Raw genomic sequence first — 23,902 nt, 5'->3', positions numbered from 1 at the left:
AGTGAACAAATCCATAACAGAAAATCAGCAGATTGCCTGAGCCATAACAAATTTTCGATATGATTGGTTTGTTGAGATGTGCTATCACTAAGTTTAAAAGTGATAGGGATATAACAATGACTACCGTGATCGAAACTCAGATGTTGATTCGGCGTTCTGTCAATATTGTGTTTAACGCTTTTGTTGATCCACTCATAACCACCAAGTTTTGGTTTAGTCAGTCTTCAGGCTATTTAGAAAAAAGTGCAATGGTTGATTGGACATGGGATAAATACCAAATTACCCACTCGATTCATGTCTTACAAGTCGTTTAAAATGAGTTGATCTGCATCGAATGGGGTACGCCTAAAACAAAAGTTGATTTTGTATTTGAAAAAATCGACAGTATGAATACCTACGTGATCATTCGAAACTATGACATTGAATTACAGGGTAATGAGCTGATTCATTATGTGATGGATGCAACAGGTGGCTTTACTACAGTGCTAGATGGTGCCAAGGCATGGCTTGAATACGATATTCAGCTTAACTTGGTTGAAGATAAATTTCCGCCTTTTCAATTACGTTCACATCAGTGATCTTTTTTAGAGCGTTCCTCTTTAAACTCAAAATAGTTCCCAAGCTGCTGTTTGGCCTTATCACGTAATTTCTTTTTGATATAAAGCACCAAGGCAAAACAGGTGGTGGTCAGCGTTAACATTAGGCTGTTCATGAAACTCATCATAGAGCTAACATAGCCAATGGTAGTGAGTCGGTTCATCATTTTGATGACTTGTGGGCTACTTTCAACGCCTGTAATGGCCCACGTGCACAAGTGTTCACAGTTATTGATAATAAGATGGTAGTTGTTTTCATGCATGCGTGAGCGCATACGGCGAACCACTTTACGGCCTTTATATTTGGGGTCTTGGTACTGATTGACTATAATTTTACGTCCGTGGCTAAAGTTTTCGATAGAAGTGATTTCAATCGGGTGCTTTTTAAAAAGATGCGCAAAACCTGAATAATGGATTACACGTCCACGCCCAGCATATATGCCGTGATGCGTATAGCCAAAATGTTTGACTATGAGATGAGCCCCCAAGGGGTAGTGGACTTTTTGTTGTTGCATGCCTAATACGTGCTAATTCATTACAGTTGTCTTTTATCTGTATTTTAAAGCTTCTGCTAGGAATTAGCGACTGTTTAGTGGGTTTCGGTTATTTGAGTTTACGATGATAGAAATAAAAGAGACCGATTGGAAAGGAGTATCTAGTTTTTGTGATCGCATTAAAAGAGGATGCAAGCATCCCTTTTAAAGATAAGGCGATGTTTATTGGTCGACTAGACCTAAAAGTGAGTTTTGGGTACTACACATGCGTGTTGCTTCTTCAGTGTTCATCGCTTTAACGTCTTCTTCAAATTTCTTTTTTTGTTCTTTGAGTTGTTCTTCAGGTAAACCCATCTGCTCGGCAAGTTTTTCCATTTTTTCCCAAGACTCCACACAGGCTTTTGGCATTTTACTACATGCTGTTAAAGATAAAAGGGTAATACATGTGCTGACCATAAGTAATTTTTTCATTGCTTAAACCTTTAATTTTCAAACATTATTGATTTTTATATTGAGCCTGTAAGGTAACAAAAAAATTAGACTTTGTATAATATTTAAACGTACAAAGTGTGCTGTGCTTTATATACCTTGGTTTTTTATAGGCAGAGTGATGTGCAGCCATTAAAAAAGGCACTTAGATTGATCTAAGTGCCTTTTTGATGAATATTCAGTGACTCTACTACTGTAGAGGTCGATGCTGAAGTTCATTTAACTCCTTACGGCCATAGCCACGAGAAGCTAATACTTTTTTAATCCCAACAATCACGTCTTCATCGGTCGCTGTTTTAAGCTTTTCGATGAGCTGTTCATTGGTTTTACAAGAGCAGTCATTTTCAACACAAGCAATTTGATTTTTATGCTCGTTTTGCTGTTCATTTGAAAACAGCTTTTGCCAAAAACTCATATAGACTTCATTTACAACCTAACATAGGGTGAAATATAACCAATCTGTAAAATAATGCAAGTCAGCGTGAGAGATAAAAGCAGCGATCGATGTCGAAAAATTCCGATTATAGCGCAAGGTATTAACGTTATTATGACAGTTGAAATACTTGCATTTTATATAAGCTTATCTTTTTTCATGAAAATTAAAAAAGAAGCTCATTCGAGCTTCTTTTTTATGCGGTTTAAGTTGCAACAAATTGTTTAAATTTTTTCCAGCAAAACCCCAGATTCAACATGGTGGGTATAGGGGAATTGGTCAAACAGAGCAAACTGTGAAATTTTATGGGTTTGGCTGAGTGTTTTTAAGTTGTCATGCAAGGTGTCAGGATTACACGAAATATAGATGATCCGTTCAAAACGCTGAATCAATTTCAAGGTTTCATCATCAATACCTGCACGCGGTGGGTCAACAAACACCGTATCGAACTCATAGCTGCTCATATCGATATTTGCTTCTTGTAAGCGACGGAATTCGCGTTCGCCGTTATAGGCTTGTGTGAAGTCTTCTGCTGATAAACGCGCGACTTGAATATTATCGATGTGGTTTTGTTCGATGTTCCACTGTGCTGCATACACTGAAGACTTAGCCAGTTCAGTGGCTAAAACACGGTTGAAGCGGGTGGAAAGCGGTAGGGTGAAGTTACCATTGCCACAGTAAAGTTCTAACAAATCTTTATTTGATTGCTGTGCAGCATTGCAGGCCCATTCGAGCATTTTTTGGCAGACTTGCGCATTAGGCTGCGTAAAGCTGCTTTCAATTTGTTTGTACTGATACTTACGCTCAAAAACTTGTAGTTCTTCCACTACAAACTCATCGGTGAGTACCACTTTTTGACAACGGCTACGGCCAATCAACTTTATATTTAATTTTTCTGAAAGTTGTTTGGCTAAAACCTGCCATTGTTCATCGAGTGGGCAGCGATAAATCAGCGAAACTAGCATTTCACCTTTTAAGGTTGCTAAGAAATGCACTTCAAATAGGCGTTTTGAGAGGAGATCATTGCTTTTTAATTCTGCCAATAAAACAGGCATGAGCTGATTAATACTGGCATCAGCGATTGGGAAGTCATCAATACGAATGACTTTTTTCTGATTGTCTTCATCGCGTTCAAACATGGCATAAAACATATCATCTTCGGTATGCCAAATACGGAATTCTGCACGCATGCGAAAGTGTTTTTCAGGAGATTGAAAAACTTCAAGCGAAGGTGGAGTGAATTCAGCAAATTGAGCTGTAATTCGTTCAATTTTGGCGTCAAGTTGTTGTTGATAAGAAGAAGTCATATGCAGTAAAAATCGCAAACATATTGAAAAAAGAGATGGTAACAAAGTTTGCCGAATTAGCCTAAAGATATTCAGCAAAAGCGTGGGGTTTATTCATGCTACAAGTGGTTTGATGCTGTGCTACATCGGAAATTTTTGAGAAGATTAAGTCAAAGCGAGTCACATAAAAAATGCCAAGTAAACAGACCAGGAGATGTTGACTTGGCAATAGAGGAAACATAGTAATAAACCTGCAGCGATGAGGACTACAGGTTTAAATTGGGCTTAATTCAAAGTCATGAGACTTGCATTACCACCTGCAGCTGCAGTGTTAACACTGATCGCGCGCTCAATCACAAAACGTTCCAAAGGAATGGCAGTTTGTGATGGGCTAAGGTGAGTAATACCTACAATCGCACCTTGACGCTCAGCAATCTGTTGTTGCAGAGCTACAAGCTGCGCCGTTGTACCATGATGCAATACCGCATCAAAAGCATCAGTTTTGATGTCTTTGATGACATGGAACGCTTGAGCCAATGCTTTAGGCATGCTTGGCATGTGTTTTAACACAAAGCTGTTATCTGCAAGCACTGCTGGACGGCTACCGACTGCAAAAATCGCATTCAACTGTTGTAACTGATCCGCTTCTTGTTCTGCTAATGACAAGATTGCATGACGCGGAATTACCATGTATTGGTTACTTTCACCTGTTGGACCTTGCAGCTCGTAATGATGGCCTGAACAGAAGTTCTCAATTTTTGCCAATTTTACTGCTGGGAAGGTTTTAGCTGCCCACTCAAGGAACAATGCAGAGTTGCTGAACTCGACTTGAGGGTTTAAGTCAGCACCTGTTGCAAATGGTTTATTCAACTTTTTCGCAGAACAGTTTTGCATTAGGCGATATAGATAAATTGGACCACCCGCTTTAGGGCCTGTACCTGATAAACCTTCGCCACCAAAAGGTTGTACACCGACAACTGCACCCACGATGTTACGGTTGATGTAGAGGTTACCTACTTCAGCATGGGTCATTACAGTTTGAATGGTCTCATCAATACGGGTATGTAGACCCATCGTCAGGCCATAGCCTTTGCTATTGATGTGCTCAAGTAACTGTTTGAGTGAACCTTGGTTAAAGCGAATCACGTGCAGCACAGGACCAAACACTTCGCGCTCTAAATCATTGAGATTTGGTAACTCAATTAGTGTTGGTGTAATGAACGTGCCTGCATCTAGTTCAGAGTCTTGAGCATCATTACGCATCAACTGGTGTACGCGATGACCTTTTTGGCGCATCTTGTCGATGTGCTTTTGAATGTTTTCTTGCGCTTCAGCATCAATTACAGGACCAATATCTGTTTTAAGTAGATATGGGTTGCCCACTTGGAGTTGCTGCATTGCGCCTTTAAGCATTTGAATCACTGCATCGGCGTTGTCTTCTTGTACACACAGTACGCGAAGGGCAGAACAACGTTGACCTGCGCTGTCATAAGCTGAACTGACTACATCAAGTACAACTTGTTCAGTCAGTGCCGAAGAGTCAACGATCATGGCATTTTGACCGCCTGTTTCAGCAATCAGTGGAATGCTTTCACCATTTTTGCTTAGACGCTTCGCCACAGTTTTTTGCAAAATCTTAGCAACTTCAGTAGAACCTGTGAACATGATGCCTTGAACTTGCTCAGCTGCACTGAGTTGTGCACCCACAGTTTCACCGCGACCTGGCATCAGCTGTACAGCCGCTTGAGGCACACCCGCTTGCCATAAGATTTGAATTGCTTGCGCTGCAATCAATGGTGTTTGTTCAGCTGGTTTAGCAATCACGGTATTACCCGCAACCAATGCAGCAGCGACTTGACCTGTGAAGATGGCCAATGGGAAGTTCCATGGGCTAATACACAGCATAGTACCTAAAGGCTCAACTTCTGCGTTTGCATCTAGATCAATCATTTGCGTTGCGTAGTAGCGTAAGAAATCTACAGCTTCACGAACTTCTGCAATGGCATTGGCATATGTTTTACCACTTTCACGGCAAAGTAAAACCATCAGTTCTTCTAAGCGAGCTTCCATTAAGTCAGCAGCGCGAAGTAGGTAACTTGCACGGGTGTCTTTAGCCGTACGTGCCCAAATGTCTTGAACAGCCTGCGCATTGTTTAATGCTTGCTCAACTTGTTCAGTTGTTGCTTCTTGTACATAACCGACAACATCTGTATGACGTGCTGGGTTGATAATGCTTTGTGGAGCAACGGCGTCATTGGTCTGAATGTGCTCACCCATTGGTGCAGCAGACCATTGGTGCTTAGCAAACTGTTGAGCTGTTTGGTTTAGCTGAACTAATGCAGAGTCATTTGCAAGGTCTAAACCTTTAGAGTTTGCACGCAGTTGGCCATAAAGCTCAGCAGGAAGTGGAATCGAAAGGTGCTTTTGACCCACGATATTTTCACGTTTTGCACTGCTTAAAATGGTTTGAGTTGGGTTTTCAATCAAATCATCAATTGCGAGAGACTTGTCTGCAATACGGTTGACAAAAGAGGTGTTTGCACCATTTTCAAGTAAACGACGTACAAGATAAGCCAATAGTGTTTCATGGTTGCCCACTGGCGCATAAATACGGCACGGTACACCCAGTTTTTTATCTTGCTTTTCACCTACCACTTGTTCATACAGTGGCTCGCCCATGCCGTGTAAGCATTGGAACTCGTACTGACCCACGTAGTATTTCTCTGGGTTGGCCATTTCATAAATGGTCGCCAGGGTTTGCGCATTGTGCGTTGCAAACTGTGGGTAGATTTGTTCTGGTGCAGCCAATAATTTCTTCGCACAAGCGATATACGACAAGTCTGTATGTACTTTACGGGTAAATACAGGGTAGTCGGTCATCCCTTCGATTTGTGCTTTCTTGATTTCGCTGTCCCAGTACGCGCCTTTCACTAAACGAATCATTAAGCGTTTTTCGCTACGTTTAGCCAAGTCTACGATGTAGTCAACCACGTAGAAACAACGTTTTTGATACGCTTGGATAACGAAACCAATGCCTTTCCAGTCTTTGAGTTCTGGTTCAAAGCATAGGCGTTCAAGCATTTCTAAAGAAATTTCTAAACGCTCAGATTCTTCTGCATCGATATTTAAACCGATGTTATAGCCGCGTGCTAATTTAGCAAGGGTAAAGACTTTGCCGTACAACTCTTCATGCATACGTGCAACTTGTGCACGTTGGTAGCGAGGGTGTAGAGCAGATAATTTAATTGAAATACCTGGACCGTCGTAAACATCTTTGTCTTTTGACGCTTGACCAATGGCATGAATGGCATCGGTATAATCTTTCATATAACGATCAGCATCATGATCGGTCAGTGCTGCTTCACCCAACATGTCGTATGAATAACGGAAGCCTTTTTCTTCAAGACGTTCAGCGTGTTGTAATGCTTCACCAATGGTTTCGCCAGTCACAAACTGTTCGCCCATCATACGCATAGCCACATCAACCGCTTTACGGATGATGCCACGCCCACTACGTGCCAATAAGCCTGTTAAAGTGCCGGATAAGCTATTTTGCTTTGGTGTTTCCATCAGCTTGCCAGTCAACATGAGGCCCCATGCTGCCGCATTGACAAACATCAGGTTACTTTGACCAACGTGCTCTTTCCAGTTGCCTTGGTTGATTTTGTCTTTAATCAATAGGTCACGTGTCGCCATGTCTGGAATACGAAGCAATGCTTCAGCTAAACACATCAGCGCGATGCCTTCTTGAGAAGACAGTGCAAATTCTTGTAAGAGACCCTGTACAATACCTGCTTTACCGCTGCCGCTTTTACGTTCACGTAAAGTATGAGCCAAATCAAAAGCAAGTTCATGAATGCGTTGATTCATCTCGTCAGAGATTTTGCTGTGGTCTAATAAGTTTTGAACACAGTCAGTTTCGGCACGTCGCCAAGCGGTATTGATTTCAACTTCAAGCTCACTTTTTTCTTTGAATTCGGTAATATATTCAAATTGAGTTTTAGCGTCGTTGAAATGCGTATTGCTTTCCATCATATTCATGCCTACATCCTGTGCATACAATAATGTGTTGAGAGATCTATAGTAATTAATTTATGATTACAGAAAGAATGCCGAATAACTCACTATAATTTGTATGCTATTTAGAGATTAATTCAGATGACGAGCCCAATTTTTAGCTTGGACCGAACAGATATCAAAATATTGGATATTCTTCAAAGAGATGGAAAAATATCGAATATTAAACTTGCCGAAGAAGTGAACTTATCAGCGACGGCTGCTTTGGCTCGAGTACAGAAATTAACCAAGGAAGGTTTTATTCTGAGTTATGAAGCACGCTTAAATCCAAACATGCTGAATGCCAGTTTTGTAGTTTTTGTTGAGATACTTTTGGATAAAACCACGCCACATGTCTTGGAAGATTTTCGCCATGCCGTGTTACAGCATGATGAAATTGTGGAATGTCATATGACCAGTGGGGGCTTTGATTTTGTGGTGAAGATTCGTTGTGCCAGTATGGATGAGTTCCGAAAAATCTCAGGTCAAGTCTTGTGGCAACTGCCGGGCGTTAAAGAAACGCGTAGTTATCCCGTGATGGAAGTCATCAAAGAAAGCTCACGTATTCAACTTAAGTACAAACCATTGTCGAAATAATTGAGTGCATGAGATGCAAAAAAGGGGCTTAAAAGCCCCTTTTTTTGTTGGTCTACACGTTCAATTAACGTTGTGTAGATTCTTCTTTCATTTCAGCCATTGCTTGTTTGTACATGTTGTCTGCTTGTTCAAAGCGTTGTACCACTTCTGCTTCAGGGGCTTTACCCATTAAGCTTACAACTACAATGCTGATCCAAGAGAAGATGAAGCCTGGAATAATTTCATATAGACCTAAGTGTCCTAATGTATTTTTCCATACAATCACAGTTACCGCACCAACAATAATACCTGCAATAGCACCATTCAAAGTCATGCGCTTCCAGAACAAAGACAAGATAATCAGTGGACCAAATGCCGCACCAAAACCTGCCCATGCATAAGCTACAAGGCCTAGAACTTTACTGTCAGGGTTGCTTGCTAAGCAAATTGCAAGAACAGCAACTGCAAGAACCATGAAACGACCCACCCAGACCAATTCTTTTTGAGAAGCGGTTTTGCGGATGAATGCTTTGTACATGTCTTCTGTCAATGTTGTAGAACAAACCAGTAACTGACAGCTTAATGTACTCATCACCGCAGCTAAAATTGCAGCTAAAATGATACCCGCAATCCATGGGTTGAATAAGAGTTTAGTCAGTTCCATGAACACAGTTTCAGGGTTTTGAGAAACCACAGCCGCTAGTTCAGGGTGTTGTTGGAAGTACGCGATGGCAATAAAACCAGCACCTACTGCACCACCTAGACATAAAACCATCCATGTCATACCAATGCGACGCGCAGCAGGAATCGTTTTCACAGAATCCGCAGCCATGAAGCGCACTAAAATGTGTGGCTGACCAAAATAGCCTAAGCCCCATGCCAATGATGACAGGATGGCAACAGTGCTGAGTTCAGAAACAATATGCATCGCTTGTGGGCGAGCCGTTTCAAGTAAGACTGTGAACTGTGCAGCATTACCATCAATCGCAAGGTAAGTCATGATTGGGGTAAGCAGCAGAGCAAAAATCATTAGACCTGCTTGGAAGGTGTCTGTCCAGCTAATTGCAAGGAAGCCGCCGATACACACATAACTGATGGTTGCAATTGCGCTAATCCAAAGTGCAGTGGTGTAGTTCCAACCAAAGATACTTTCAAATAGACGCGCGCCTGCGACCATACCTGAAGCACAGTAAATCGCGAAAAATACTAAAATAACGACAGCTGAGATCATACGCAAGATACGTTTGCGATCTGCGAAACGACCTGTGAAATAATCAGGCAGGGTGAGGGCATTGTTTTGGACTTCAGTATGCACACGTAAACGTCCTGCAACCAATAACCAGTTGAGCCATGCACCAACGATTAGACCTACGGCAATCCACGCTTCAGACAAACCAGACAAATAAATTGCACCCGGTAAGCCCATCAGTAACCAGCCACTCATGTCTGATGCACCTGCAGAAAGCGCAGTAACCACACTTCCTAAACTACGACCACCTAAGATGTAATCATCAAAGTTGTTTGTGGACTTGTACGCATACAAACCGATGCCAACCATGGCAATTATATAAAATAAAAATGTGACGAGGGTGGGGTTAATTTGACTCATAGGCATTCCTTGGCAAAATCCGACTTGGGAGATTTTTTAATCGCTTTGTTTGAGACGGCGATTCAAGCATAAAAATAAAATTACACTCTGTAACAGTTGTGAGGTGTTTTTGTATATTTTGTGTAATTATTAATTGTTTTTTAAAATTAAACAATAAGTTGTTGAAAATATGTTGTTTATTGGTTAATTATTATTCTTTCTTTATAGAGTAAATGAGATTCTAAGCTTTTATTTCGTAAAATCAGCAGACTAGTTATAATTTTTGATGTTTTATTACTTACGCAAAATTACATTGCCTGCAGAATAGGCACATTTCCATATAAAATGTTTCATTTATGAAATGTATTTACAGCAATAAAATAGGTGAAAAAGACGAATATTTCACCATTAACCTAATTCGGTTAGAGCATTCTTGCTTTGAGAGCATTGGAAAACTTTTAAATTTCTAATTAGAAAGTAGGAAATCAATGGCATTTTCTGCGTGCTTTGGCGCAAGTGAAAAAAGAGTCGGCATAAATTAACTGCACATTTGGCAAAAATCTCTCTTGAAATTGTGCAGACCATTGCGGTGGTATGTGATCAATTGAGCCAAGCTCCTGAAAGTTAGATATACGCTTTTCCCTATAGATGTCTATCAAGATAGAGCGGGCACCTCAATGAATATAAATATCAAGGAAATGGTGTCTATCCAACGGCGCTATGTTTAGCAATTAATTAAGGGTATTACAGCCTTAAACACCAAATGTATTCAAGCCAATCAACAGTTATGCTTGGATATAGTCATGCGTAGTGTTGGCATTGTGACTTTGTTTGATCGAATTTTAGGTCGTGAAATGTGGTGAAATGGGTAAACAGTGTATTGCGGAAAAACAAAACAATTCAGCAAGTGGTATTGGAGAAAGGGTTGTTGACTTAATAACCCTTAGGTCACATTTTCTCATTTGAAACTTGGCTGCTGAGGTGACACCTACGGTTGTACCTTTAGCATAATTTAGCTAGGACATTTATAACTATATAGAGGTATAAAAGTAGTCAATGCGCTGCTTTTATACTTTTTCGCCGATACACGCTAACAAAAGGTAGCAGTTAGAACTACAATAAGCCTGAGTGAAGAACCATGATTAGATGTCTATGCTGAGTAAATTAAGCCAATTATTTAAATTAAAGAAAGATGCGCCAGAACAACTTTTTTTGCAGCAGCATCAGATTGAATATGATAATGAAAAAGGCTTTATCATTGAAGGTATTGTGCTAAATGCCATACATGCTGAACGCTTAACCTATTTTTCAAATCGTAGAATTAGTCAGTTTGATGACCTTAATGCACTTTTTTATAGTGCGATGTTAATCAATGAAAAAATCGACTTGGAAATTGCCAATGAGCGATTTGTTGCACGTTTAGGCAATGATCTAGAAAACTTAACCGAGTTAAAGCGAATGATTAAGCTGCTCAATGACTATTATTACCAGTTTATACGCGACAAAAAATAAGTCTTTTAAAAACCATAAATTTGAGTTGTAAAAAGGACTTAGCGCTAACTTGAAGTAGTTCTTGTCGTGAAAAATAACATGCAGCGTGAGGACATCATGCTAGTATATGACGCATGTTTTTAAACGCTAAAGCCATGTCCATGTTCCAAGAAGAAATCTCCCAACTGAATGTGCAACAACTAAAAGCAGGCGAAAAACGTTGGCTGGGAAATTTGCTCGGCTCTTCAGCTGCATTATTCATTCATACGTTAAGTACACGAAATAAAAAGCTCTTTGTAGTTGTGGCAAAAAATAATCAACACTTAGCACAACTCGAAAGTGAGTTTGAATTTTACGGTATTCGACCGACCATTTTTCCAGACTGGGAAATTCTGCCTTATGACCGTTTATCTCCTCATCAGGATATTGTGTCTGAGCGTCTCGCGATTTTATCCAATATGCCGCAAACAGGTGTCTTGCTGATTTCGGCTTCGACCTTGGCGCAGCGTGTAGCGCCGACTTCGTGGGTGTTGGGAGAGCACTTTGATATTCACGTCGGTCAAAAGTTTGAATTGGAACAGCAAAAGAAACGTCTGATTCAGGCAGGCTATCATTTGGTCGACACAGTATATGACCATGGTGAATTTGCGGTTCGTGGTAGCATTATGGATATCTATGCCTCAGGTCAAGCCGCACCAATTCGTATAGATTTGTTTGATGATGAAATTGAAACCCTCAAATTTTTTGATCCTGAAACACAGCGCACTACGCAAAACTTAAAACAATTCTCTGTATTACCGGCTAAAGAGTTTCCGCTGAAAGAGGGTCGCAGCATATTTCGTGATCGCTATGCAGAAATGTTCCCGACGGCAAATCCAAAGAAAAATCCAATTTATCAGGATGTGTTAGAAGGGATTGCATCACCAGGGATTGAGTTCTATTTCCCACTATTTTTCAGTGCGGCGCAGATGGAAACCCAAAGTACACTGCTTTCGTATCTACCAAGTCATTCTATTGTCATTACAGATAAGCAAGTTGATGATGGTTTAGATAGTTTTTGGAAAGAAATCGATCGACGTTATGAAGACCGTCGCCATAATGTTGATCAGCCAATTTTAGCTCCTAACCATCTTTTTATTTCGACCAATCAAGTTTTAGAACAGCTCAATACCTTTCCACGCATTATCGCTTCAGTCGAGGCTTTTGATCTAAAAGCGGGTGTGATTAATTTAAACACTGAACTTCCACCACGTTTAGCAGTCGATCCTAAAAATGAAAAGCCCTTTCACGCGGTTAAACAGTATATTGATGCTGCTAACCATCCAGTATTACTGGTTGCTGAAAGTGCGGGGCGTCGTGAAACTTTAAAAGATGCATTGCGCGCCACATTGGGAGAGATTCCTAATGTCGAGAATTTTGCTGAATTTCAAAAATCTTTACATGCCATTGCAATTACCAGCGCGCCATTGGAGCGTGGCTTGGTATTAAAAGACAGCATTAGCATCATTTCTGAAAATCAGTTGTATGAGCATCGTGTTGTACAGCGTCGTCGTAAACGCCAGCAAGAGGTTTCGGAAGAGTTTCTCATCAGAAGCTTGACTGAACTGAGTATGGGAGCGCCGGTGGTGCATATCGACTATGGTGTGGGGCGTTATGCGGGCTTAGTCACTTTAAGTATTGATGATCAAGACTATGAGTTCTTGCAGCTCGATTATGCCGATGCGGCCAAAGTTTATGTTCCTGTCACCAATTTACATTTGATCAGCCGTTATAGCGGCGGCGACCCAGACCTAGCACCCTTGCATAAACTGGGTACTGATGCTTGGAGCAAAGCAAAGCGTAAAGCGTTGGAGCAAATCCATGATGTAGCAGCGGAGTTATTGCATATCCAAGCCCGTCGCCAAGCCAAACCAGGTTTTGGTTTTGAGCTAGATCAAGGTCAATATATGCAGTTTGCTAGTGGCTTTGCCTATGAGGAAACACTCGATCAAGCCAATGCCATTGAAGCGACTTTGTATGATATGCAATTGGCTAAACCGATGGATCGCTTGGTCTGTGGCGATGTGGGCTTTGGTAAAACCGAAGTTGCGATGCGCGCAGCATTTTTAGCCGTACAGAACAACAAACAAGTGGCTGTTTTGGTGCCGACGACGTTGCTGGCCCAACAGCATTATGAGTCTTTTAAAGACCGTTTTGCAGACTGGCCTATTCGTATCGAAGTTTTATCACGTTTTGGCAGCAGTAAATCACATACGAAAACGATTGAGGATTTAGCTGAGGGCAAAGTTGACATCGTGATTGGTACGCATAAAATTTTACAAGAAAGTGTCCAGTTTAAAGACTTAGGCTTGATGATTGTGGATGAAGAACACCGCTTCGGTGTACGTGATAAAGAGCGGATTAAAGCCATGCGTGCAGATGTGGACATGTTGACTCTGACTGCAACTCCAATTCCACGGACTTTAAATATGGCCTTTAGTGGCATGCGCGATCTATCGATTATTGCCACACCACCTGCACGACGTTTAGCGGTAAAAACTTTTGTGCAAGAACATACGGGTGATTCAGTTAAAGAAGCCATCTTGCGTGAGTTACTGCGTGGTGGACAAGTTTATTTCCTACATAATGAAGTAGAAACGATTGAACGTGCAGCGGAGAGTCTTCGAGAACTGGTCCCTGAGGCACGTGTGGCTGTTGCACATGGTCAAATGCGTGAACGCGAGTTAGAACAAGTCATGCAGCAGTTCTACCATAAAGAATATAACGTGCTGGTCTGCTCAACCATTATTGAAACAGGGATTGACGTTCCGAATGCCAATACCATTTTAATTGAGCGGGCAGATAAGCTGGGTTTAGCGCAGTTGCATCAACTACGTGGGCGTGTAGGGCGCTCGCATCACCAAGCTTATGCCTATCTGTTGGTGCCATCCATCAAAGGATTAAAAGGCGATGCTGAAAAGCGTCTAGATGCGATTCAGCGGGCATCGACATTAGGCGCGGGCTTTATGTTGGCTACGGAAGACTTGGAAATTCGCGGAGCGGGTGAGTTACTCGGCGAGCAACAAAGTGGATCCATGCAAGCCATTGGCTATAGTTTATATATGGAGATGCTTGAAAAGGCGACCAAAGCCATTCAAAAGGGCAAAACCCCAAATTTCGATGCGCCACTATCACTGACTGCAGAAATTAATTTACATATGCCAGCTTTGATTCCAGATGAATATTTGGGCGATGTCCATCAGCGTTTATTGTTCTATAAGCGCATTAGTAATACGGACAGTCAGGAAAAACTCGATAATATTCGCATGGAGCTCATTGATCGTTTTGGTATACCTCCACAGCCTGTGAAACAGCTCTTTGCAGTTCATCAAATTCGCCTGAAAGCTGAAACACTGGGGATCACGAAAGTAGATATTGCTGCGAATGGTGGAGCTATTGAATTCTCTCCAGATACACCTGTGCAGGCTATCAGTATTATCCAAATGATGCAAAAACACCCGACCTTTTTTAGAATGGAGGGGGGGCAGCGCCTAAAGGTCATGGTGATGCTAGAGGAATATGAAAAGCGGATTCAATTTATCAATGACTTATTGGAAAGTTTGTTGAAAGAATTGCATTAAAATTTAGCTTTAATTTGCTGTGATTTCATACAGATATCAGGTCTTTCTTGCGGACTTTCGCTATAAAAAGAAAGACTTGATTTTTTGATGAAATTTATTAAAGTAATAAATGTGATGTAGTTCAAAGTAAAACGTAGTTTATTTGTGTTGAAACACATTGCTTGCAATATTCACCTCTGATTGGATGTGATAGTATTAGCCATTATTCTAATTTGCATCATTTATAAAGATATGTTTAGTTTGCATCCACAACTTGCTCAAGATACGTTTTTTGTAGGCGACTTTCCACTTTCAACATGTCGCTTAATGAATGATATGCAATTCCCGTGGCTAATTTTAATTCCACGCGTGCCAGGCATCACTGAGTTATATGAACTAAGTCAAGCCGACCAAGAACAGTTTTTACGTGAGTCAAGCTGGTTATCAAGCCAATTGGCTCGTGTATTCCGTGCTGACAAAATGAATGTTGCTGCTTTAGGTAACATGGTTCCGCAGCTCCATTTTCACCATGTTGTACGTTATCAAAACGACGTCGCATGGCCAAAACCAGTTTGGGGTACACCCGCTGTTCCTTATAGCAATGAAGTACTTGCGCATATGCGTCAAACTTTAATGCTTGCACTACGTGGTCAAGGTGATATGCCATTCGATTGGCGTATGGACTAATACACGTGAGAAATCAAATCAGGGATGATTTGATCGTGCGCATAGTGGGGAACGAGCAGTGCCATTAGACGATTGGTTATCTAAAGAGCCCAAACAATTCGAGTATTTCCATCGTGTGATGGGATATGGCATGCTGTCTTTAATAACCATCGTCTATCATTATACGATGGCAGATACGCAATATCAGATTTACGTGCCGCTGCTGTTGCTCATTGTGTTATTGATCACACCGCCATTTTCCAGGTGGTTAGGTTATCGCTTCAATAATACGATGCGACGTGGTGTGATGTTTGTTATTGATATTGTCATTACAGCGATCATTTTAGCCGCTGTACATCTCAGTATCGTACTCACATTTTTAACCATTTTTGCTATGCTTTACACGGCTATTAGCAATAAAATTTCTTTTTTGATGGTGTCTTTGGCCAGCCTGATTGGGGTGGTTGTCTTTTATGTCTCGATTATCTTTGTCTTTGGTTTTGGTGAGTATTTCGAGGCCACCAGTACCGAACTGATCGTATTGGGCTTTTTGTGTCTCACCACTTATTTTGGTGTGGGTAGCTATTATCAGCGTAACCAAATGCAAGACATATATCGCCGCAAAAATCACTATTTCGATCAGATGAACCGTTATATGGAGTTTGCCAATCAGCTGAGTCGCTATGCACCTGTTCAGTTGTGGCAATCGATCATGAAAGGTGAGTCTGAAGCGAAAATTGAATACAAACGTAAGAAACTGACAGTTTTCTTTTCAGATATTCAGGGTTTTACAGAGCTTTCTGAAAGCCTAATTCCTGATGATTTAGCATTCCTACTCAATGATTATTTAAAACACATGACCGAAATTGCGAAGCAATATGAAGGTACTGTTGATAAATTCATGGGGGATGCAATTTTAGTGTTCTTTGGTGACCCTAATTCTGAAGGTGTAGAGCGTGATGCTCAAAACTGTTTAGAAATGGCTATGGCGATGCGTCAGCAAATGAAAATCCTGCGCGAGCGTTGGGTGAAAATGGGTTATCCACCATTGCATATTCGTATGGGAATTTCTACAGGGTATTGTCACGTAGGGAATTATGGAGCATCGCACCGTATGGCGTATACCATTGTTGGTCGTGATGCAAACCTTGCTGCACGTTTACAAAGTGCAGCACAAGTGGATGAAATCTTAATTTCGGACGATACGCATAATTTAGTAAAAAATGATTATCTTTGTGCGCCGAAAGCGCCAATTTTCCTTAAGGGGATTAAAGGTGCTGTGAAGACGTGGCAAGTCGTTGAAAAATATACCTCGCAAAAATCAGACTATCAACGCTGGTTTGATTATGAATATAAAGGGTTTCATTTACTGCTGAACTTAGATGAAGTACAGAATTTTGAATATCCGCAGTTAATTCAAGTCTTAGAAAAAATGATTCAACGCATTCAAACCCAACAGAAGATGACCAACTCGCAAGGTATCGTCAAACTCAATCTTGAAGATGAAGTAATAGAGTCTGTTCAGAAAAATGAATATCATTAACTTGATGGTGTGAGATACAAAAGTAAAAAGTAAGAGTCGTAAAAAAGCCACTACAATCAGTGGCTTTTTTACACTTTGAAATTAGTGATTTTCAGACGCGTGGTTAATCGTGTATTTAGGAATTTCAACTTCTAAGTCTTCATCCACTAACTTTACTTGGCAAGACAAACGAGAGTCGGGCTCTAAGCCCCAAGCACGATCCAGTAGATCGGCTTCAACATCATTCATTTCTTCTAAGCTGTCGAAGCCTTTACGTACCACAACGTGACAGGTTGTACATGCAGCGGACATATCGCACGCATGTTCAATCTTGATTCCATTTTTCAGTAAGCTTTCACAAAGATTCGCATTCTGTTCAACTTCAAACTCAGCACCTTCTGGGCAGATTTGCGCATGTGGGAGAACTTTAATACGTGGCATAGTCTTTACCTATAAATTAGTTTGAGTTTGACCAGTCGTCGAGTTTTGTGCCTTTCAGCGCTGCATCGATATGCTGATTCATACGTGCTGCTGCAAAAGCATCACTGTGTATTTTAAGCTGTTCAACAGCAGATTCAATTGCTTTGATTTCTGTTGTTTCAAGTGTTGCTTCTAATGAAGTTTTGGCCGCATTTAATGCAACTTGTTGTTCATTCGTGAGCAGGTGAGCATCTACTTTTAGGGCTTGCTCTAAAGCTTCGAGTTCGCGTTTTGCTTCAACTTTGGTTTCTTGTAAGTGACGAAGATTTTTATCTTCTTCAGCAAACTTGTAACCATCAAGCAGTAAGCGTTCCATGTCACTATCAGCCAAACCATATGATGGTTTGATGTCAATTTGTGCATGTACACCAGAGGTTGTTTCTTTAGCTGAAACCGTCAGTAGGCCATCGGCATCCACTTGGAAGGTCACTTCAATACGCGCTTGACCCGCAGTCATTGGTGGAATACCGCGAAGGACAAAACGACCTAAGCTACGGCAATGCTCAACCAAATCACGCTCACCTTGAACCACATGAATCAACATCGCTGTTTGGCCATCTTGGTAGGTGGTGAACTCTTGACGACGTGCGACTGGAATTGGGGTATTACGTGAAATAAGACGCTCAACCAAGCCGCCCATGGTTTCTAGACCGAGAGAAAGCGGAGTTACATCAAGCAGTAATGCGCCATCGGCTGTGTTTCCAATCAACTGATTGGCTGTAATTGATGCACCAATAGCAACAACTTCGTCTGGGTTGATGGTACACAATGGCTCTTGAGCAAATACATCGCGTACAGCGTTTTGTACAGCATAAGAGCGAGTTGAACCACCGACCAAAACCACGTTTTGAATGTCGCTGAGTTCAAGCTTCGCATCGCGGAGGACGCGTTTACACACACTAATCGTTTTATCTAAAGCAACTTTGATAATGCTTTCAAATGTCGCACGATCAAGCGTTAAGCTATGCTCTAGGACTTGTAAATGAGTGCTTTCTGCGTCGGTTAAAGCTTCTTTGGTTTTACGTGCAGCAACTAAAACGTGTGCATACTCAGTGTCGTCGAACTGCTCGATGTTGAGTTCTTTTTTCGCCCATTTTACGATTAAGCGGTCAAGATCATCACCACCTAATGCGGTATGGCCACCCGTTGCTAACACTTCAAACACGCCTTGAGAAAAGCGTAAAATTGAAACGTCAAATGTACCGCCACCCAAGTCATAAATTACATAATTGTGATCATGTGCAAGATTGGTTTCTTGGTCGAGACCATACGCAACCGCAGCAGCAGTAGGCTCATTTAAAAGACGCAATACGTTTAAACCCGCAAGTTGTGCGGCATCACGTGTTGCTTGACGCTGAGCCTCATCGAAGTATGCAGGAACAGTAATCACTGCACCATTGACTTCATTTTTTAAGCTCGCTTCAGCGCGATCTTTCAGTTGCTTTAAAATTTCAGCGGACACTTCAACAGGGGTTTTACGGCCCTGAGCAGTTTCAAAAGCAGGCATTTGATTGTCTTCACCCACTAAAGTGTAGGGGTGTTGAAACTTAATGTCGGCTTTAGAGCGTCCCATAAAACGTTTGACTGAAACGATGGTGTTTTTAGGATCGGCAGTCAAAAATGGTTTTGCTTCGTCGCCATATTGGGTTTTGTTTACACCATAATGCGCGATCGATGGGAGTAAGACACGACCTTGTTCATCATGCAAAACCTTTGCTTTGCCTGAAAGTATAGTTGCAACTAGAGAGTGAGTTGTACCTAAGTCGATACCAATGGCAATACGGTGTTCATGTGGCGCACTTGATTGTCCAGGTTCTGCAATTTGCAAGAGAGCCATGTGTTACATCCTTTGAGCGTCAAAAATTAAAAATAAGTTAAAATTCATCATCTAAATCAAAGCTATCGTCATCTTCAAAACGATCTTCCGCTTTATCTATGTCATGCATGACTTTTACAAAGAAGCGAAGTTTGCGGACATCATCACGTGCCTCGGCCCAATCTTCCTCTTCAAAATCAATTTTGAATTCGCGGACTAAACCATCAATCCATTGTTGAACGTCTAATTTGAGTGATTGTAATTCATCTGCTGAACGTGCTTCATCAAGTTGTTCACGGATTTCTAAGGCAGACTGGAGAAATTCAAAATCATTGATGGATTGATCAAGATGATAATCTTGTTTTTTTAATCCTAATAAATATCCTGCACGGCTATCAACCTGAGATAAAACTTTAAATGCTTGATTGATCTCACTTGATTTTATGAGGGCTTGATCTTTATCGAGAGCTTTATCTGGGTGATATTGTTGCTGCAACTTTAAAAATTCTGATTTTAAGGTTGCTAAATCAATATCGAGTGCTACTGGGAGGTTAAACAACTCAAAATGATTCATAGGAGAGGGATTCCGCGCTAAATTGGGGGTCATTGCGAAAGCAAAAACACTCTATGTAAATGCAATTAAAACAGTGTGATACACACTGTTTTAATGTTGAAAAGCAAGTTAATGAACTGTTATACGGTGAAAGATTCACCACAGCCACATTCGCCTTTTTTGTTTGGGTTGTTAAACTCAAAGCCTTCGTTTAAACCATTTTTTACGTAGTCCATCTCCATACCATCGAGATAAACCAAGCTTTTTGGGTCTACAAATACTTTCACCCCAAACTGCTCAAAGGTGGTGTCATGTGCATCAATTGAATCGACAAATTCAAGCACATAAGCCAAACCAGAACAGCCTGAAGTTTTCACGCCAACGCGAATACCTTCACCCTTACCGCGATTTTTTAAATAATTGCTGATATGAGTTGCAGCATTTTCAGTTAAGTTGATCATGAAAACTCCCTAATCTTTCTTTAAAATGCGAAGCAATTAAGCTTTAGATTTTTTGCTGCGGTAGTCTTCAACAGCAGCTTTAATAGCATCTTCAGCCAATACAGAGCAGTGTACTTTTACTGGAGGAAGAGCAAGTTCAGTTGCGATATCAATGTTTTTGATCGCTTGAGCCTGATCTAAAGTTTTGCCTTTTAGCCATTCAGTCACTAAAGAGCTTGATGCAATAGCAGAACCACAACCATAAGTTTTGAAACGTGCTTCTTCAATCACACCGTTATCATCTACTTGAATCTGTAAACGCATAACGTCGCCACATGCAGGTGCTCCGACCATACCTGTACCTACGTTTTCAGCATTTTTGTCTAATACACCTACATTACGAGGGTTTTCGTAATGGTCAATTACTTTTTCGCTATAAGCCATGATGCGTCTCCAAACCTCGGGGTCAGCGTTAATATTAAATATGGGGTTAAAACTTGATTTTTCAATGAAGTCATCCAATATGTGGATGACTTCAATGGGGAAAATTAGTGTTCAGCCCACTCAACTGTAGAAAGGTCGATACCGTCTTTGTACATGTCCCAAAGTGGAGAAAGTTCACGAAGTTTCTCGACTGCAGAACGCGTCACTGTAAGTACATGGTCAATGTCTGCTTCAGTGGTGTATTTACCAAAACTGAAACGAATTGAACTGTGCGCAAGTTCGTCAGACAAACCTAGTGCACGTAATACATAAGAAGGTTCTAATGTTGCTGAAGTACAAGCTGAACCCGAAGATACAGCAGCGTCTTTCAACGACATCATTAACGATTCACCTTCAACAAAGTTGAAACTTACGTTTAAGTAGTTCGCAACGTTTTGTGTTGGGTGGCCGTTTAAGAAAATTTGTTCTAAGTCTTGTAAGCCATTCCAAAGCTTGTCACGAAGTACGCGAATGCGTGCTTGTTCAGAAGTTAAGTTTTTACCTGCAAGTTCAAATGCTTCACCCATACCAACGATTTGGTGTGTTGCAAGTGTACCAGAACGCATACCGCGTTCATGACCGCCACCATGCATTTGCGCTTTTAAACGAACACGTGGAGTACGACGTACATAGAGTGCGCCAATACCTTTAGGGCCATAAATTTTATGAGCAGAGAAGCTCATAAGGTCAACTTTCATAGTTGAAAGGTCAATTTCAACTTTACCTGCAGCTTGCGCCGCATCGACATGGAAGAAGATCTTGTGTGCACGAGTAATTTCACCAATTGCCGCAACATCAGTCACAGAACCAATTTCGTTGTTTACCATCATAAGTGAAACAAGAATAGTGTCTGGACGAATAGCAGCTTCAACCATTTCAGGGGTAATTAGACCCGTGTTTGGAAGTGGCTCAAGGTAAGTGATTTCAAAACCTTCAGATTCAAGCTCACGGCAAGTATCTAAAATAGCTTTGTGTTCAATTTTACTTGTAATAATGTGCTTGCCTTTAGACGCATAGAATTGTGCTACGCCTTTAAGAGCTAAGTTATCTGATTCAGTTGCACCTGAAGTCCAAACGATTTCGCGTGGATCTGCTTTGATCAAGTTCGCAACTTGTTCACGTGCATATTCTACTTTTTCTTCTGCCTGCCAACCGTAAGCATGAGAACGAGATGCTGGGTTGCCAAATGTGCCGTCAAATGTCAGACATTCCATCATGCGTTCAGCGACTTGCGGGTCTACAGGAGTTGTTGCTGCATAATCAAGATAAATTGGACGTTTCATGTCAAATACCTGTTACCGATAAAAGGGCTGAATCTGAAGGTGCTGTGTTTTGGCGAATGGCAACTTTTTGAACGTTGTCACGTGCTACAAGGTCAGCAAGAGTGATTTTAGCGAGATAGTCGGCAATGTGATGGGAGAGTTCTTGCCATAAATCGTGAGTTAAGCACATTGCGCCATTTTGGCAGTTGCCTTTATGGTCACAGCGAGTGGCATCAACTGTTTCGTTTACAGCTTCAATAACTGCTAATACCGTGATTTCATCAGCGCGACGAGCTAAATGGTAACCACCGTTGGCACCACGAATACTAGAAACTAAGCCGTGGCGCTTTAATTTCGCAAATAACTGCTCAAGATAAGCAACAGAGATAGTTTGACGAGCTGCAATTTCTGCAAGCGTGATCGTTTGTTCAGTTGGCTGCAAAGCTAAATCAAGTAGAGCAGTCACTGCGTAGCGTCCGCGAGTTGTTAAGCGCATGATTCGATACACATGATTAGACTAGATGTGCCGATTTTAAGAATCCTGACTAAAATAGTCAAGTTTTTTTAATAGGGATTGTGCGTATTTAATTTGCTTGAAATATTATGTAGTTATGCAAGCCAAATATTATATACTAATAAGCTAATCAAAAGTATAGAAAACACAAAAAATGTGACATTTATACGTTTTTGACGTTGCTCGATACGGCGAATACGATTTTTGTATTGTTTCACTTCAACCTGTAGAGTGTTGATTTTAGAACGTTGTTCTTCAATTTTCTCTAAAAGAGGTGCAATGCGCTTTTTAGATGCAACTACATTTTGCGGATCAGTTGGTTCAGTTAACCAGTTTTTCCAATCGGCAAGAACTTTAGGTGCACTAAAATGTAAAATTAAATCTCGGAACTCATCTTTTAAGGTGATGTCACCATCAATACGCATGGTTTTAATACTACGACGGTTTCCAAAGACGAAAATTTTAATTAAATCCATCAATGTGGTGCGTACATCTAGGTCGACCGGTTTTTCAGGTGCTTTGGCGTCAAATAAAACACCTTGAGCGGTAAAGGTGATATAGAAGTCAAAATAAGGCAGATAGCTATTTATTTTAATCGCAATATTTTGCTCAACAAACTTTTTACAGTGAAGTGCAACCACGCGGTCGTGTTTTAAAATAAGAGAAAAGATCGTCTCAAGAACAATCATCACCATAGTGAGTAGCATATGTGTTTGATTGTGTTCTTTTTGAGAATCACTCATAAGTAGTAACCTAAATCCTGACCTGAAATGAGCATCCTGCTCGCAAAAACTTCAGACTTAAAAATAAAAATGTAATAAAGATGCTTTGTAGAACAGTTTTACAAATCGATCAAGTCTAATATTTGCTAGTATAGTGCAATCTATAAGATTTTTTGGATGTTTTTGCACATAAATCATGCAGGAGATGGTGCTAATGGAAAAAGCAGATATAGAGTTAGATGATATTTCGCAAGAAGATGAAACACTAAAAAAAACAAAAACTAAGCATCATTTTCACCGTAAAAATAGTTTGGATTTTAGAAAGTATACCAAGCAAATCTGGTTAGCTGGTTTGGGCGCTTTTTCACGTGCAGAGGAAGAGGGTAATAAATTATTTGACTCGTTGGTCCAAGTCGGCGAAGAGTTAGAATCTAAAACCACTGAGATTGCTGACCAAACGGTTGAAAAGGTATCTGAAAAAGCGCGTGAATCGGTGACGGATACTAAAGACAAGGTTGAGAAGATTGTAGATCGTGGGGTAAATCACTCCTTAAATCGGATTGGATTGGTCACGGTGAAAGACATTCAGTACTTAGAAAACCTGATTCTTCAACTTAATGATAAAATCGATGTTTTGATTGAAGAAAATAAGAAGTTAAACGAAAAAGTGAATAAAAAGTGATCTGGTTGTGCTTTTGTACCTTTTTCAACGTTTTTTTGTGATTTATTTTCCAAAAAAGCATATACAGAGTATTGCGTTTTCACCTAAAGCATTGCTATAAAGGCGTTACGGTAATTTATACTAAATTTTTGGACCTTAAATAAACGATATTAAG

20 protein-coding genes and 2 pseudogenes are annotated in these 23,902 nt (G+C 40.8%); 8 read left to right on the top strand and 14 right to left on the bottom strand.

All coding sequences use genetic code 11. The features are described 5' to 3' along the window. Positions 1–116 precede the first annotated feature (116 nt). A pseudogene (locus WH214_RS14190) lies at positions 117–578 on the top strand (SRPBCC domain-containing protein). On the opposite strand, the gene WH214_RS14185 reads toward WH214_RS14190, so the two are convergent. The 5 genes from WH214_RS14185 to putA form a co-directional block, all read right to left on the bottom strand. Then, positions 572–1,111 (bottom strand): lecithin retinol acyltransferase family protein, encoded by a 540-nt coding sequence (locus WH214_RS14185; protein WP_159127504.1) that lies wholly within the window; start codon positions 1,109–1,111, stop codon positions 572–574. The pseudogene WH214_RS14190 and the gene WH214_RS14185 sit on opposite strands and share 7 nt — an antisense overlap. A 201-nt stretch (positions 1,112–1,312) precedes the next feature. Beyond that, positions 1,313–1,561: a hypothetical protein gene (locus WH214_RS14180; protein WP_078426558.1), complete on the bottom strand. Its 249-nt coding sequence runs from the start codon at positions 1,559–1,561 to the stop codon at positions 1,313–1,315. Between the two features lie 208 nt (positions 1,562–1,769). Continuing rightward, positions 1,770–1,994 carry a hypothetical protein gene (locus tag WH214_RS14175; RefSeq protein WP_004984703.1) on the bottom strand — a complete coding sequence of 75 codons (225 nt, stop codon included), beginning with the start codon at positions 1,992–1,994 and terminating at the stop codon, positions 1,770–1,772. 242 nt (positions 1,995–2,236) lie between these two features. Further along, positions 2,237–3,319 carry a tRNA (uridine(54)-C5)-methyltransferase TrmA gene (trmA, locus tag WH214_RS14170; RefSeq protein WP_339993628.1) on the bottom strand — a complete coding sequence of 361 codons (1,083 nt, stop codon included), beginning with the start codon at positions 3,317–3,319 and terminating at the stop codon, positions 2,237–2,239. A 264-nt stretch (positions 3,320–3,583) separates the two neighbouring features. Then, the gene (gene putA, locus WH214_RS14165; RefSeq protein ID WP_339422703.1) at positions 3,584–7,339 is read right to left on the bottom strand and encodes a trifunctional transcriptional regulator/proline dehydrogenase/L-glutamate gamma-semialdehyde dehydrogenase; all 3,756 of its coding nucleotides are present in this window, start codon (positions 7,337–7,339) and stop codon (positions 3,584–3,586) included. 117 nt (positions 7,340–7,456) lie between these two features. On the opposite strand from putA, the gene WH214_RS14160 reads away from it, so the two are divergent. Further along, entirely contained in the window at positions 7,457–7,951 is a 495-nt protein-coding gene (locus tag WH214_RS14160; RefSeq protein ID WP_004696989.1) for an Lrp/AsnC ligand binding domain-containing protein, read from the top strand. A 64-nt stretch (positions 7,952–8,015) separates the two neighbouring features. Here the strand turns inward: WH214_RS14160 and putP are convergent, their stop codons facing one another. Beyond that, positions 8,016–9,539 carry a sodium/proline symporter PutP gene (gene putP, locus WH214_RS14155; protein WP_339993626.1) on the bottom strand — a complete coding sequence of 508 codons (1,524 nt, stop codon included), beginning with the start codon at positions 9,537–9,539 and terminating at the stop codon, positions 8,016–8,018. Positions 9,540–10,264: 725 nt separating this feature from the next. Between putP and aspA the strand changes: the two are divergent. From aspA to WH214_RS14135, 5 genes and pseudogenes are all read left to right on the top strand, one after another. Next, positions 10,265–10,452, top strand: a pseudogene (gene aspA, locus WH214_RS17000) (aspartate ammonia-lyase); the annotation flags it as partial. A 212-nt stretch (positions 10,453–10,664) separates the two neighbouring features. Then, positions 10,665–11,030, top strand: a complete 366-nt coding sequence (locus WH214_RS14150; protein ID WP_339422705.1) for a hypothetical protein — start codon at positions 10,665–10,667, stop codon at positions 11,028–11,030. 140 nt (positions 11,031–11,170) lie between these two features. Continuing rightward, the gene (gene mfd / locus WH214_RS14145; RefSeq protein ID WP_339422992.1) at positions 11,171–14,629 is read left to right on the top strand and encodes a transcription-repair coupling factor; all 3,459 of its coding nucleotides are present in this window, start codon (positions 11,171–11,173) and stop codon (positions 14,627–14,629) included. A gap of 231 nt (positions 14,630–14,860) precedes the next feature. Then, entirely contained in the window at positions 14,861–15,295 is a 435-nt protein-coding gene (locus WH214_RS14140; protein ID WP_004696995.1) for an HIT domain-containing protein, read from the top strand. A gap of 58 nt (positions 15,296–15,353) precedes the next feature. Continuing rightward, entirely contained in the window at positions 15,354–16,817 is a 1,464-nt protein-coding gene (locus WH214_RS14135) for an adenylate/guanylate cyclase domain-containing protein (protein ID WP_339422706.1), read from the top strand. Positions 16,818–16,898: 81 nt separating this feature from the next. On the opposite strand, the gene fdx is transcribed toward WH214_RS14135, so the two are convergent. From fdx to WH214_RS14095, 8 genes are all read right to left on the bottom strand, one after another. Beyond that, positions 16,899–17,237 carry an ISC system 2Fe-2S type ferredoxin gene (gene fdx, locus WH214_RS14130; protein WP_004697000.1) on the bottom strand — a complete coding sequence of 113 codons (339 nt, stop codon included), beginning with the start codon at positions 17,235–17,237 and terminating at the stop codon, positions 16,899–16,901. 16 nt (positions 17,238–17,253) lie between these two features. Continuing rightward, the gene (hscA, locus tag WH214_RS14125) at positions 17,254–19,113 is read right to left on the bottom strand and encodes a Fe-S protein assembly chaperone HscA (protein WP_339422707.1); all 1,860 of its coding nucleotides are present in this window, start codon (positions 19,111–19,113) and stop codon (positions 17,254–17,256) included. Positions 19,114–19,150: 37 nt separating this feature from the next. Beyond that, positions 19,151–19,666: a Fe-S protein assembly co-chaperone HscB gene (gene hscB, locus WH214_RS14120; protein ID WP_004697004.1), complete on the bottom strand. Its 516-nt coding sequence runs from the start codon at positions 19,664–19,666 to the stop codon at positions 19,151–19,153. A gap of 119 nt (positions 19,667–19,785) precedes the next feature. After that, complete coding sequence (gene iscA / locus WH214_RS14115; protein ID WP_004697006.1) at positions 19,786–20,106, bottom strand: iron-sulfur cluster assembly protein IscA; 321 nt, start codon at positions 20,104–20,106, stop codon at positions 19,786–19,788. A 36-nt stretch (positions 20,107–20,142) separates the two neighbouring features. After that, positions 20,143–20,529, bottom strand: coding sequence for a Fe-S cluster assembly scaffold IscU (gene iscU, locus WH214_RS14110; protein WP_004697007.1), 387 nt, complete (start codon positions 20,527–20,529; stop codon positions 20,143–20,145). Positions 20,530–20,633: 104 nt separating this feature from the next. Then, a complete protein-coding gene (locus WH214_RS14105; protein WP_339422708.1) occupies positions 20,634–21,851 on the bottom strand; it encodes an IscS subfamily cysteine desulfurase in 1,218 nt (405 codons plus the stop codon). Between the two features lies 1 nt (position 21,852). Further along, a complete protein-coding gene (locus WH214_RS14100; RefSeq protein WP_004697011.1) occupies positions 21,853–22,326 on the bottom strand; it encodes an Rrf2 family transcriptional regulator in 474 nt (157 codons plus the stop codon). A 113-nt stretch (positions 22,327–22,439) separates the two neighbouring features. Further along, positions 22,440–23,087, bottom strand: a complete 648-nt coding sequence (locus tag WH214_RS14095) for a hypothetical protein (protein ID WP_087013627.1) — start codon at positions 23,085–23,087, stop codon at positions 22,440–22,442. Between the two features lie 193 nt (positions 23,088–23,280). Here WH214_RS14095 and WH214_RS14090 point away from each other — a divergent pair, with 193 nt between their 5' ends. Further along, positions 23,281–23,748, top strand: coding sequence for a phasin family protein (locus WH214_RS14090; RefSeq protein ID WP_004984677.1), 468 nt, complete (start codon positions 23,281–23,283; stop codon positions 23,746–23,748). The last annotated feature ends 154 nt before the right edge of the window (positions 23,749–23,902 follow it).

The organism is Acinetobacter sp. MYb191, assembly GCF_037572605.1.
In the GTDB taxonomy this organism is placed as follows: Bacteria; Pseudomonadota; Gammaproteobacteria; order Pseudomonadales; family Moraxellaceae; genus Acinetobacter; species Acinetobacter johnsonii.
Note: the sequence above shows the minus strand (reverse complement) of the source record. Positions and strands in the feature narration are given on the sequence as shown.

What these genes read in the sequence shown, in the direction of transcription:
- WH214_RS14185 (WP_159127504.1), bottom strand. Translation starts at nt 1,111, where the DNA reads ATGCAACAACAAAAAGTCCACTACCCCTTGGGGGCTCATCTCATAGTC.
- WH214_RS14180 (WP_078426558.1), bottom strand. Translation starts at nt 1,561, where the DNA reads ATGAAAAAATTACTTATGGTCAGCACATGTATTACCCTTTTATCTTTA.
- WH214_RS14175 (WP_004984703.1), bottom strand. Translation starts at nt 1,994, where the DNA reads ATGAGTTTTTGGCAAAAGCTGTTTTCAAATGAACAGCAAAACGAGCAT.
- trmA (WP_339993628.1), bottom strand. Translation starts at nt 3,319, where the DNA reads ATGACTTCTTCTTATCAACAACAACTTGACGCCAAAATTGAACGAATT.
- putA (WP_339422703.1), bottom strand. Translation starts at nt 7,339, where the DNA reads ATGAATATGATGGAAAGCAATACGCATTTCAACGACGCTAAAACTCAA.
- WH214_RS14160 (WP_004696989.1), top strand. Translation starts at nt 7,457, where the DNA reads ATGACGAGCCCAATTTTTAGCTTGGACCGAACAGATATCAAAATATTG.
- putP (WP_339993626.1), bottom strand. Translation starts at nt 9,539, where the DNA reads ATGAGTCAAATTAACCCCACCCTCGTCACATTTTTATTTTATATAATT.
- WH214_RS14150 (WP_339422705.1), top strand. Translation starts at nt 10,665, where the DNA reads ATGTCTATGCTGAGTAAATTAAGCCAATTATTTAAATTAAAGAAAGAT.
- mfd (WP_339422992.1), top strand. Translation starts at nt 11,171, where the DNA reads ATGTTCCAAGAAGAAATCTCCCAACTGAATGTGCAACAACTAAAAGCA.
- WH214_RS14140 (WP_004696995.1), top strand. Translation starts at nt 14,861, where the DNA reads ATGTTTAGTTTGCATCCACAACTTGCTCAAGATACGTTTTTTGTAGGC.
- fdx (WP_004697000.1), bottom strand. Translation starts at nt 17,237, where the DNA reads ATGCCACGTATTAAAGTTCTCCCACATGCGCAAATCTGCCCAGAAGGT.
- hscA (WP_339422707.1), bottom strand. Translation starts at nt 19,113, where the DNA reads ATGGCTCTCTTGCAAATTGCAGAACCTGGACAATCAAGTGCGCCACAT.
- hscB (WP_004697004.1), bottom strand. Translation starts at nt 19,666, where the DNA reads ATGAATCATTTTGAGTTGTTTAACCTCCCAGTAGCACTCGATATTGAT.
- iscA (WP_004697006.1), bottom strand. Translation starts at nt 20,106, where the DNA reads ATGATCAACTTAACTGAAAATGCTGCAACTCATATCAGCAATTATTTA.
- iscU (WP_004697007.1), bottom strand. Translation starts at nt 20,529, where the DNA reads ATGGCTTATAGCGAAAAAGTAATTGACCATTACGAAAACCCTCGTAAT.
- WH214_RS14105 (WP_339422708.1), bottom strand. Translation starts at nt 21,851, where the DNA reads ATGAAACGTCCAATTTATCTTGATTATGCAGCAACAACTCCTGTAGAC.
- WH214_RS14100 (WP_004697011.1), bottom strand. Translation starts at nt 22,326, where the DNA reads ATGCGCTTAACAACTCGCGGACGCTACGCAGTGACTGCTCTACTTGAT.
- WH214_RS14095 (WP_087013627.1), bottom strand. Translation starts at nt 23,087, where the DNA reads ATGAGTGATTCTCAAAAAGAACACAATCAAACACATATGCTACTCACT.
- WH214_RS14090 (WP_004984677.1), top strand. Translation starts at nt 23,281, where the DNA reads ATGGAAAAAGCAGATATAGAGTTAGATGATATTTCGCAAGAAGATGAA.